Below are 10,775 nucleotides of genomic sequence, written 5' to 3'. Positions count from 1 at the left end.
GCGACCGCGACCGCGGCGCCCGCGCCGGAACCGGCCCGGAGCCCGCAGACGGCGACGCCCCCGCAGCGGGACGGCGACGAGGCGGTGGCGCTCGGCGCGCTGCCGGGCGGCTGGAGCGACCCCACCCGGTTCGCCACCGCGGTTCTGCCGCCCTGGTCGCCGTCCGGGCTGTCCTGGTCCCAGGCCGTGCTGCTGTCCCTGGGCTCCCTGATGCTGCTGTACGTTCCCGCCCGCCTGCTGGCCGGGACCCTCTCCCGGTCCCGGGGCGGCCGCCCGGTCTGGCCGGGCACGGCCATCGCGGGCCGGAACCGGGCCCGGCAGGAGTACGAGACCGCGCCCGACGTGGCCGTCAACCGGTGGCTCGTCGCCGGCGCGGCCCTCGCCGCGGCGGCGACCCTGATCATGCTGTCCGGCCCGGTCACCAGCCAGCCGGCCTACCTGCGGCTGCTGCTCGCCGTGATGGTGGCCCTGATCGTGGTGAACGGGGTCGGTGCGCTCGTTCCGCTGTGGTGGAGCTCCCGGATCTGCCGGGTGCCGGCATCCGTCACGTTCCTGCCGCGCTACCTGCTGCTGGTCGCGGTGACCGCCCTCGGTTCCCGCCTCTTCGAGGTGCACCCGGCGCTCGTCTTCGGGCTGCTGGGCTCCGTCGCGGCGACCCCCGGCGCGCTGAACCCCGAGCGCGGGCAGATCGCGGCCGTGCGGGCCGGCAGCCTGATCGGGCTGAGTACGGCCGGCTGGCTGGCGCTCGGCCTCCTGCCGACGGCCGACGGCTTCCTCAGCTCGCTCGGTGCGGAAATCGCCAACAGCGTGGTGCTGACGGCGATCGGCTCGGTCGCGCTCGTGCTGATCCCGATCGGGCGCACGAGCGGGCGCAGCATCCTGGCCTGGTCACCGTCGATCTGGGCGGGACTGACCACGCTCGCGTTCACGATCATGTTCGGGGTGCTGTCCCCGGCCGTCGCGATCTGGAACGGTGACGGCACGGTGACCCTGCTGGGGGTGGCCGCCGGGGTCTTCGCGGCCCTCAGCGTCGGCGCGTGGGCCTGGCAGCGGTTCGTCACCCCGTCCCGGGGCTGACCCCGCGCCGTCCCCGGCCGGTTTCGGGCGGCTACGGGCGGCTACGGGCGGCGAATCAGCCCGGCCTGCCGGGCGGCTACGGGCGGCTACGGGCGGCTACGGGCGGCGAATCAGCCCGGCCTGCCGGGCGGCGGCGACCGCCGCGGTGCGCGAGGACACATCGAGTTTCGGATAGATGTGCGCGAGATGGGATTTCACCGTGGTCTCGCTCAGGTGCAGGTGGCGGGCGACGTCGGTGTTGCTCCGGCCCTCCGCCACGAGGGTGAGCACCTCGAGTTCCCTGGCGCTCAGCGCCCGGGTGGACTGGCGCACGCGGGACAGCAGCCGGCTGGCGACCGCGGGAGCCAGCGCGGACTGGCCGCGGCCGCCGCGGCGGCGACCGCGGCCAGGAGGTCGTCGGGCGGGCTGTCCTTCAGCAGGTAGCCGGCCGCCCCGGCCTCGATCGCGGTGATGATGTCCCCGTCGGTGTCGTGATTGGTGAGGATCAGCACCGCCGGCGGCTCGGGCAGGGCACGGATGCGCCGGGTCGCATCCGCGCCGCGGAACTCGCCCTGGAACTGCAGGTCCATCAGCACCACGTCAGGGCGGAGCCGGGCCGCCTCGGCCACGGCCTCCCCGGGTGTGCCGACGGCCGCGACCACATCGATGGAAGGGTCCGTCTCGAACAGGGCCTGCAGTCCGGTGCGCATGATCGGGTGGTCGTCGGCGATCAGCACGCGCACGCTCATCCGCGCACCTCGAACCCGGCCACGACGCTCGTGCCCTGCCCCGGGGCGCTCTCCACCGTGAGCGAACCGCCCAGTTCCGCGACCCGCTCCCGCATCGCCTGCAGGCCGAACGACGTGCGCGTCGACGTGTCCCCGCGCCGCACCGAGGCCCCCGCGTCGAAACCGACGCCGTCGTCGACGACGTCGAGGATGACCTCGGAGTCCAGCGCGCTCAGGGTCAGGTCGATCCGGGAGGCGTGCGCGTGCTGCACGGCGTTGGCCAGGGCGCCCTGGGCGATCCGCCACAGGGCCGTTTCGACCCGGGTGGGCAGCGGCTCGACGGGGCCGGCGACGGTGACGCCGATCCGGATGCCGCTGGTCGCGCCGGTCTGGGTCGCCAGCCGGTGCAGGGCCTCGACCAGGGTCGAGCCGCGCAGTGCCGGCGGGGACAGCTCGTCGATGAACTGCCGGGTCTCCGCCAGCGTCTGCCCGGCGGCGTCCCGAGCCTGGCGCATCCGTTGCAGCGAGGTCTCGGCGTCGCCGGAGCGCTCGGCGGCGTGGAGGAGCATCACGATGCTCGACAGCGACTGGGACACTGTGTCGTGGATTTCCCGGGCCAGGCGACCCCGTTCGCCCTGCACCCCGGCGGTCCGTTCGGCGGCGGCCAGCTGCCCGCGCGTCTCCCGCAGCTCGCGGATCAGGTCCTCCCGCTCGGCGGCTTCCCGGGCCAGAGAGCGGTAGGCCAGGGCGATTGCGACCGCCAACGCGGCTCCGATCAGCGGCCCGACGGCGCCCGCGGGGCTGAAACCGCGGTGCGCGCCGACCGCGAAGACCGCCGCGACGGTCGCGACGGCGACCGCGACCGGTCCGCACCACCCGGGCAGGAAGTGCAGGAAGAGGAAGAACAGCGGGAAGACGAGGTAGATCGCCTCGGCATTCAGCCCGGCCAGGACGACCCATTCCAGGCTGAGCAGGCCGAGCCGGGCCCCGGCCCATCGGGATGCCGTTCGGCTGCGACCGACCCAGGCGCCCACCGCGTAGGTGCCGAGGAAGAGCGCCGCCAGGCCGGCGATGATCGCGGCCGACGGCGACCCGGCCGCGAGGGAGGAGACGACGCAGAGGGCGACCAGCCCCGCCACGAGGGCGTGCAGGCCGATCCGGAGCCCGACGAAGACGGGGTTGAGGGCGGAGCCAGTGGGCTCGATCACGCGAAGATCACCCTTTCAGGCTACGCGGCCGAGCGCCCCGCGGCATCCTCCGAAAGGTGGAACGGGACCTCCACCTTGAGCCGCCGAAGAACACCCGCATGCACGATGACCGGCCGCGGCCCGGCGGGGAGAGTGAAGAGTGTGCGGGGCAAGCCTGTCGGCCGGCCCCGCACACTCTACCGCTCGATCGATCAAGGAGTTTGACAGTGTTCGTTGCATGGCGCGATCTTAGATTTGCCCGCGGGAGATTCCTGCTGATCGGCACGGTGGTCACCCTGATCACCCTGCTGGTCGGATTCCTCTCCGGCCTGACCGGTGGCCTGGCCGACCAGAACATCTCGGCCATCGCGGGGCTCGACGCCGACCGGATCGTGTTCTCCGCTTCGGCGGACGACGCCCCGCTCAGCTATTCCGATTCCGCCGTGACCGGCGCCGAGGCCGAGGCGTGGGGCGCCCGGCCCGGCGTCGACACGGTGACCCCGCTCGGGATCAGCCGGCTGCGGCTCACCGCCGGGGCGAACCAGACCAGCGTCGCGCTCTTCGGCGCCGAAGCCGGGCTCGGGCCGGTTCCGTCGAGCGCCGGGCGCCTGACCTTGCCGGCCACCGCCGCCGAGGAACTGGACGTGCGGGCCGGCGACAGCATGGAGCTGGCCGGCTCGGCCTTCACCGACGATTCCGTCACGGCCGACACCTGGTACTCGCACACGCCCGTCGTCTGGCTTCCGCTGGCGGATTGGCAGCGGGCGGCCGCCGCCACCGGCACCCCGGATGCCTACGCGACCGTCCTGGCCGTGACCGCGCCCGGGCTGGACTTCGCCGCCGCGGACAGCGCGACCGGCACGTCCTCGGCCGGGGTGCTCCAGTCCCTGACGGCGTTGGAGGCGTTCCGCTCCGAGATCGGTTCGCTGCTGCTGATGGTGGGGATGCTGTTCGGCATTTCCGCGCTGGTCGTCGGCGCGTTCTTCACTGTCTGGAGCATCCAGCGCCAACCCGATGTGGCCGTGCTGAAGGCCCTCGGCGCATCGAACCGCATGCTGATCGGGGATGCGCTCGGCCAGGCATCCGTCGTGCTGATCGTGGGGGTGGGGACCGGCATCGGCCTGACCGCCCTGCTCGGGGCCCTCGCCGGGCCGGTGCTGCCGTTCATCCTCAGCCCGCTGACGACCCTGCTGCCGGGCGCCGCCATGATCGCCCTCGGCCTGGCCGGGGCCGCGTTCGCCCTCCGTTCCGTCACCACCGCCGACCCCCTCACCGCCCTCGGGAGCAACCGATGATCCAGCTCGACCACATCACCCTCACCTACCCGGACGGCGGCAACCGCATCACCGCGGTCGACAACGTCACCCTCACCGTGGCGCCGGGCACCGTCGTCGGGATCACCGGCCCGTCCGGCTCCGGCAAGTCCAGCCTTCTGGCGGTGGCCTCGACCCTGGTCACACCCGACACGGGCTCGGTGCTGATCGGGGGCGTCGACGCGACCGCGCTGACGCTCGCCGAGAAGGCGGATCTCCGGCGGGACCGGCTCGGCATCATCTTCCAGCAGCCGATCCTGCTGCCCGCGCTGACGGCCGCGGAGCAGCTCGTCGTGATGGGCGAGCTCGACGGCCGCCGGGGCGGTGCCCGCGGCCGGGGGCGGGCGCGCATCCGTGCTCTCGAGCTGTTGACTGCCGTCGGCCTGGCCGACCAGGCCGGCAAGCGTCCGGCGCAACTCTCGGGCGGGCAGCGCCAGCGGGTCGAGATCGCCCGGGCGCTGATGAACGAACCGTCCGTGCTGGTCGTCGACGAACCCACGAGCGCGCTCGACCAGGAGCGCGGCTCGGAGATCCTCGCCCTGATCCTGCGGCTCACCGCCGAACACGACACCGCCACGGTGCTGGTCACCCACGACCAGCGTCTGCTCCCGCTGATGAGTGCGGTGCACACCATGGTCGACGGCACCCTGACCCCGAGCTAGCCGATCCCCGCGCCGCCATCCCCCTCCGCGTCCCCCCTCCCGAGCCCCCATCCCGCGCCCGGCGCGAACCAATTCGACGGAGATACTGCTCTAAAAACACGGATGCGGCGTGTTTGTACCCGTTTCCGGCAGAATCTCCGTCGAATTCGTTCAGGGGCGGGGTCGGGTGGCGCGCACACCGGCGCGGCGCACGCTATCGTCAGAGCGTGCGCCTCGGAGTTCTTGACGTCGGTTCGAATACCGTCCACCTGCTGGTCGTCGACGCGCACGAAGGCGCCCCGCCGGTGCCGATGGCGTCCGACAAGGCCGTGCTGCGCCTGATGCGCTACCTCACCCCCGAGGGGGCCATCACTGACGAGGGCTGCACCGCGGTGCTCGACGCCGTGCGGAACGCCGCGGAGGTCGCCCGCCGCCACCACGTCGACGATCTGCTGCCATTCGCCACCTCCGCACTCCGCGAGGCCACGAACGGGCCCGAGCTGCTCGCCCGGGTCGAACGGGAAACCGGGGTCGCCCTCCAGGTGCTGTCCGGCGAAGATGAGGCCCGCCTGACCTTCCTGGCCGTGCGTCGCTGGTACGGCTGGTCGGCCCGGGACATCCTGCTCTTCGACATCGGCGGCGGCTCCCTCGAAATCGCGACCGGCGCGAACGAAATCCCCACGGTCGCGCTCTCGCTCCCGCTGGGGGCCGGCCGTTCCACGGTCGGTTTCCTGCACGACGACCCGCCGCGTCCCGAGCAGGTCTCCGCTCTCCGCGACCACGCGGACGCCGTGCTCGCGGAGGCGCTGGACGCGTTCGCGGGCCGCCGGATCCCGCACCATGTGGTGGGCTCGTCGAAGACCATCCGCTCCCTCGCCAAACTGGCCGGGTCCACGTCCGACGGGGTCGGGTCCGGCGAACGGATGCGGCTGAGCCGGTCGCAACTGGACGACTGGGTGCCGCGACTGGCGCGTATTCCGGCCGAAGCCCGCCCGGCACTGCCCGGGATCACGGCCGACCGCACCTTCCAGATCGTGGCCGGCGGCATCGTGCTCAGCGCGGCGATGGCCGCGTTCCGGGTGGCGGAACTCGAAGTGTCGCCCTGGGCGCTGCGCGAGGGGATCATCCTGCGCTACCTGGACCACCTGGCCTGACGTCGAAGAACGGCGGGACCACGTGGGGTTGCCACGTGGTCCCGCCGGGGGTGGTGCCGGGGTGGTGAGGTGAGCGGCGCTGCCGCTACTTCATCGCCTTGGCCTTGAGCGCCGCGTACTCTTCAGGCGTGATGGTGCCGCTGTCGAGGAGGGCTTTTGCTTTCGCGATCTCGTCGGCCGAAGTCGCCGTCGCCCCGGCGACCGAGCGCACGTAGTCGTCCGTGGCCTGCTGCGCGCGACGCGAATCGCGCATCTGCCGTTCGGCCATGCCCTTGCCGCGTGCGATCAGGTAGACCAACGCGGTCAGGAAGGGCACGAAGACGAGGAACAGGATCCAGGCCGCTTTCGCCCACCCGTTGAGTTCATGATCACGGAAGATGTCTGCGACGATCGAAAACAGCACCATCAGGTAGGCGATGAAGGCGAACGTCCAGAAGAAGAAGAACCAGATGAAGTCCCAGATGTTCGACAAAAAATCCATGATCTGTCTTTTTGGTCAGGGAATTGGATCGCGGTCGGGCTAATCCGACCGCCGAATGGCTGCCGGTGATGCTGCTTTGTCGGTTCGACCCTGAGTCAGGTGCCCGCGGCCCACATTCACTGCCAGATGGTAGCGCGACGGAACCGGCCCGGAAAGGGCCGAAGGGGGCCCGATGGTCAGGGATTTTTCTGGCGGAGCGGAGCCGAAGTCCACGAAGATGTGCCCCCGCTGGGGGTCGAACCCAGACTGTGACGATTTTAAGTCGTCTGCCTCTGCCATTGGGCTACGGGGGCGCGTTCGGGATTTCCCGAACGCTTCAAGCGTAGGTGCTGCCGGAGCCTCCGGTGTTACTTGGCGGCGACGGTCTCCGCGTCGGCGACGGCAGCATCCGTTGCGACGGCGGTCGTCGCCGCCGGCTTCGCCGCGGTCTTCCGCGGCGCGCGGGGAGTCCGCGCGGTCGGCGCGGTCGGCGCGGCCTTGGTCGCCGGCACCGTGGTGCTGGACTTCGCGGCAGCGGCAGCGGAGGCCGGGGCCTTTGCCGGAGCTGCGGCGTCGGAGGCCGGCTTCGGACGGGAGGCGAACTCCTCGAACGCGGCGCGCGGGTGCTCCAGCGCGGCCAGGGAGACGATGTCGCGGCCGAGGAAGAAGTTGTTCACCCAGCCCCAGACGACGCGCAGCTTGCGCTCCCAGCTCGGCATGGCCAGGCCGTGGTAGCCGCGGTGCGCGAACCAGGCCAGCAGACCCGTCATCGCGAACTTGCCGGACTGGAACACGCCGGTGCCGATCCCGAGGCCGGCGACGGCGCCGAGGTTCTTGTGCAGGTATTCCTTGGGGCCTTCGCCTCGCAGCACCGCGACGATGTTCTTCGCGAGGAGCTTGCCCTGGCGGACCGCGTGCTGGGCGTTGGGCACGCAGAAGCCGCCCACTCCCCCGCCGCTGAGGTCGGGCACGGCGGTGATGTCGCCGGCGCCCCAGGCGTCGGCGATGATCTCGTCCTCGGTGCCGACGCGCAGGTCGGGGCGCACCTGCAGGCGGCCGCGCTCCTCGATCGGGAGGTCGGTGTGGCGCACGACGGCCGGGTTGGCCATGACGCCCGCGGTCCAGACGATCAGGTCGGTTTCGAAGCTCTCTCCGGTGGAGAGTTCGATCTTGCCGTCGACCGCGCTGGTCAGCTGCGTGTTGAGGTGGATCTGCGCGCCGCGCTGATCGAGGTCCTTGATCACCCAGAGGCTCGTCTTCAGCGAAACCTCGGGCATGATGCGCCCCATGGCCTCGATCAGGTGGAAGTGGGTGTCGTCGAAACCGATCTGCGGGTACGACTTCAGCAGCGAGGTGGCGAAGGAGCGCAGCTCGGCGAACACCTCGATGCCGGCGAAGCCACCGCCGATGACGACGAAGGTGAGCAGGCGGTCGCGCTCGGGACCGGCGGGAAGCAGTGCTGCCTTGTCGAAGTTGGTGAGCACGCGGTCGCGGATGGCGACGGCTTCCTCGATGGTCTTCAGGCCGATGGCCTGGTCGGCGACGCCCGGGATCGGGAAGGTGCGGGAGACGGCGCCCGCCGTGACGACGACGATGTCATAGACGAATTCCCACGGCTCGCCGATCGGCGGCGTGATGGTCGCCGTCTTCGTGGCGTGGTCGATGTGCGTGACCTTGGCCGTGAGCACGTTCGTCTTTTTGAGGTGGCGGCGGTGCGCCACGACGGCGTGCCGCGCCTCGATGGAACCGGCGGCGACCTCGGGCAGGAACGGCTGGTACGTCATGTACGGGAGGGGGTCGACCATGGTGACCTCGGCCTCGCCGGCGCGCAGCCACTTCTCGAGCTTCCAAGCGGTGTAGAAACCCGCGTAGCCGCCACCGACAATCAAAATTCTGGGCACGATGGAAGTCCTCCTACATTGTTTGGATGCGCGAAAACTTACCGTTTTGATCGTATTCGCTTGATGTGCCGAGTGGCCCCGATGCCGAACAGCGTTACTAGAGTACCAAACCCGACCAGCACCATGAGCGGCACGCTGATATAGGTGACGGTGAGCGGGCTGGGCAGCCACGCGGCGACGACGCTGGCGCCGGGCAGAGCGGGGTCCTCCGCCGGCGCGACGGGCGCCTGCGCGGTGGGCTGCGGCGCGGGCGCCAGCTCGGTGTCCGCGCGGCGGTGCACCCGGATCCATTCCTCCAGCAGGGCCGCCGGTTCCGCCGTCGTCCCGGTCGGCACGGATGCAGTGACGGCCGCCGCGGCGTCGATCAGGCCGTTGCCGTAGATCGGGCTGGGCACCGAGTGCCCGTTCGGGTTCGCCGTGGCGATGACCCGGTTCATGACCCCGGCCGCGTCGAGCCGGGGATAGGCGGCGCGTACGAGCGCAACCAGGCCGGAGACGATGGGAGCGGCCGCGCTGGTGCCGTTCCACTGCACGTACCCTCCACCGGGAACCACCCCGACGAGCTGCTCGCTCGGCGCGGCGACGGAGATGGTGATGCCCTGCGAGGACGCGTCGAAGCTCGCGCCCTTGCTGCGGTCGACGCCCGCGACCGTCAGCACCCCGGGGATCGTCGCGGGGGCGCCGACCTCGGTGGTGCCGCTGCCCCGGTTCCCGGCTGCGGCCACGACGACGACGTCGTGTTCGAAGGCGTAGAGGAACGCGTCATCCCAGCTCGGCGGCCAGTCCAGCGTGTTGCGGGTGAGCGACATATTGATGACGTCGGCCCCGTTGTCGACGGCCCAGCGGATGCCGGCGGCGATCTGGTCGTCGTTGCTGAGGGTCGCTCCGGTGGTGCCGAACGCCACCGAGACGGCGAGGATCGAGGCCTCGGGCGCGACTCCCATGACCCCGGAATTGGCGCCCGTGCCACGGCCGGCCAGCAGGGACGCCACCAGGGTGCCGTGCTCGCTGCCGTCTCCGATCGGAGTCTGACCGTTGGCGGAGCCGAGGCCGGAGACATCCGTGCCGCCGACGACGGCGCCGGCCAGTTCGGCGACGCCGGCGTCGACGCCGGTGTCGATCACGGCCACCTTCACGCCGGCGCCGCGGGTCGTCTTCCAGGCCTCGGTGAACCCGTAGTCGTTCAGCCAGTACTCCAGGTCGCGCACCTGCGTGTTCTCAGCGAAGGCGGGCACCGCCGGGGCCAGGGCCGCCCCGCCCACCGACACGGTGAGGCAGAGGCCGACGGCCAGGCCGATGCGCCGCCAGGCCGCCCTCACTCGTCGGCCGACGAATAGTCCAGGCACTCGCAGACGTCCGGCATCCAGGCCGCCCGGGCCAGGGCCAGGTCACCGATCGGGTTGGTGCCGGGTCCGGCCGCCAGCGCATGGGCGGCCAGCGCGTGCAGGCACTTGACCCGGTCGGGCATGCCGCCGGAGGAGATCCCGGCGATCTCGGGCACCGTGCCGACGGTCTCCCGGTCGGCCAGGAAGCTGTCGTGGGCGCGGCGGTACCGGGCGCGCACTTCGGCGTCGTCGGCCAGCAGCTGGTTGTACTCGTTCATCACCTGGGTGGCCTCGAGGAACGAGAGGGCCGCGGTGGCGGCGGGATGGGTCAGGTAGTACAGGGTCGGGAACGGCGTACCGTCGGCCAGCCGGGGCGCGGTGGCGACGACGGTCGGGGCGCCGCAGACACAGCGCGCGGGGATGCCGATGACGTCGCGGGCGGGCCGGCCCAACTGGGCCGACACAATCATGATGTCGGCGGCGGTGACCGGCGCGAAGGGAGGCCGGGTCACTGTGCGGCCTCGGGTGCCAGGCCGGCCGTCATTGCGGAGGCGAACATGGAGGACAGCCAATCGACGTTGGTGGTTTGGATGGTGGGGCTGGCGACCGGGACGGCCGCCTCGCCGGCGACGGGCAGGGCCAGGTCGTTGATGACGAGGAAGCTGACGTCGCCGGGCAGCACATAGGACAGCCGGTCGCGGGCCTGGGTGGTGACGTAGGTGCGGTCGTTCCACCGCTCGCGTTCGGACTTGAGCTGTTCCACGTCACCCTGCTGCTGGGTGACGGCGGCCGTCAGCCGGTCGATCTGCTGCCTCTGGTCGGCGTAGGTGCGGATGCCCGGCGCGAGCACGATGACGGCCATGATCAGCAGACCCATCATCACGAGCGAGAACCCGGACAGCCGGAGGCCGTGCAGCCAGTTGCCGGCGATGGTGTCTGCGAAGTTGTCCGTGGAGGCGAGCGCGACGGGCCGCCGTTCGGCGCGTTTCCTGGCCATGGCAACTCCTTTC

Annotated in this window: 9 protein-coding genes, 1 tRNA gene and 2 pseudogenes; 4 read left to right on the top strand and 8 right to left on the bottom strand. The window is 71.4% G+C overall.

Annotated features, from left to right (window positions below; genetic code table 11):
• A pseudogene (locus E3T24_RS17490) lies at positions 1 to 1,077 on the top strand (hypothetical protein); the annotation flags it as partial.
• Between the two features lie 96 nt (positions 1,078 to 1,173).
• On the opposite strand, the pseudogene E3T24_RS16355 reads toward E3T24_RS17490, so the two are convergent.
• Positions 1,174 to 1,805, bottom strand: a pseudogene (locus tag E3T24_RS16355) (response regulator transcription factor).
• Entirely contained in the window at positions 1,802 to 2,992 is a 1,191-nt protein-coding gene (locus E3T24_RS16350) for a sensor histidine kinase (RefSeq protein WP_241975837.1), read from the bottom strand. Before E3T24_RS16350 ends, E3T24_RS16355 begins: the two are co-directional and overlap by 4 nt.
• Positions 2,993 to 3,198: 206 nt before the next feature.
• Between E3T24_RS16350 and E3T24_RS16345 the strand changes: the two genes are divergently transcribed.
• From E3T24_RS16345 to E3T24_RS16335, 3 genes are all read left to right on the top strand, one after another.
• Positions 3,199 to 4,266: an ABC transporter permease gene (locus E3T24_RS16345; protein ID WP_134365789.1), complete on the top strand. Its 1,068-nt coding sequence runs from the start codon at positions 3,199 to 3,201 to the stop codon at positions 4,264 to 4,266.
• Complete coding sequence (locus tag E3T24_RS16340) at positions 4,263 to 4,946, top strand: ABC transporter ATP-binding protein (RefSeq protein WP_134365788.1); 684 nt, start codon at positions 4,263 to 4,265, stop codon at positions 4,944 to 4,946. The genes E3T24_RS16345 and E3T24_RS16340 overlap by 4 nt, the downstream gene beginning before the upstream one ends.
• A 206-nt stretch (positions 4,947 to 5,152) precedes the next feature.
• A complete protein-coding gene (locus E3T24_RS16335) occupies positions 5,153 to 6,079 on the top strand; it encodes a Ppx/GppA phosphatase family protein (protein WP_134365787.1) in 927 nt (308 codons plus the stop codon).
• A gap of 85 nt (positions 6,080 to 6,164) precedes the next feature.
• Here E3T24_RS16335 and E3T24_RS16330 read toward each other — a convergent pair whose 3' ends face one another.
• The 6 genes from E3T24_RS16330 to E3T24_RS16305 all read right to left on the bottom strand — a co-directional run bounded on the left by E3T24_RS16330 (position 6,165) and on the right by E3T24_RS16305 (position 10,762).
• Positions 6,165 to 6,560, bottom strand: a complete 396-nt coding sequence (locus E3T24_RS16330) for an SHOCT domain-containing protein (RefSeq protein WP_134365786.1) — start codon at positions 6,558 to 6,560, stop codon at positions 6,165 to 6,167.
• 220 nt (positions 6,561 to 6,780) lie between these two features.
• Positions 6,781 to 6,853: transfer RNA gene (locus tag E3T24_RS16325), tRNA-Leu, on the bottom strand.
• Between the two features lie 54 nt (positions 6,854 to 6,907).
• On the bottom strand, positions 6,908 to 8,440 hold the full coding sequence (locus tag E3T24_RS16320) for an NAD(P)/FAD-dependent oxidoreductase (RefSeq protein ID WP_134365785.1): 1,533 nt from the start codon (positions 8,438 to 8,440) through the stop codon (positions 6,908 to 6,910).
• Positions 8,441 to 8,478: 38 nt separating this feature from the next.
• On the bottom strand, positions 8,479 to 9,786 hold the full coding sequence (locus tag E3T24_RS16315) for a S8 family serine peptidase (RefSeq protein WP_338144994.1): 1,308 nt from the start codon (positions 9,784 to 9,786) through the stop codon (positions 8,479 to 8,481).
• Entirely contained in the window at positions 9,756 to 10,277 is a 522-nt protein-coding gene (locus E3T24_RS16310) for a DUF501 domain-containing protein (protein WP_134365784.1), read from the bottom strand. The genes E3T24_RS16315 and E3T24_RS16310 overlap by 31 nt, the downstream gene beginning before the upstream one ends.
• Positions 10,274 to 10,762: a septum formation initiator family protein gene (locus E3T24_RS16305; RefSeq protein ID WP_134365783.1), complete on the bottom strand. Its 489-nt coding sequence runs from the start codon at positions 10,760 to 10,762 to the stop codon at positions 10,274 to 10,276. The genes E3T24_RS16310 and E3T24_RS16305 overlap by 4 nt, the downstream gene beginning before the upstream one ends.
• Between the last annotated feature and the right edge of the window lie 13 nt (positions 10,763 to 10,775).

It is taken from the genome of Cryobacterium sp. TmT2-59, assembly GCF_004403545.1.
Taxonomy (GTDB): Bacteria; Actinomycetota; Actinomycetes; order Actinomycetales; family Microbacteriaceae; genus Cryobacterium; species Cryobacterium shii.
The sequence above is the reverse complement of the archived record's forward strand: the minus strand, read 5'-3'. Positions and strand labels throughout refer to the sequence as shown.

Coding starts and splice junctions, on each gene's coding strand:
- E3T24_RS16340 (WP_134365788.1), top strand. CDS start 4,263: ATGATCCAGCTCGACCACATCACCCTCACCTACCCGGACGGCGGCAAC.
- E3T24_RS16330 (WP_134365786.1), bottom strand. CDS start 6,560: ATGGATTTTTTGTCGAACATCTGGGACTTCATCTGGTTCTTCTTCTTC.
- E3T24_RS16305 (WP_134365783.1), bottom strand. CDS start 10,762: ATGGCCAGGAAACGCGCCGAACGGCGGCCCGTCGCGCTCGCCTCCACG.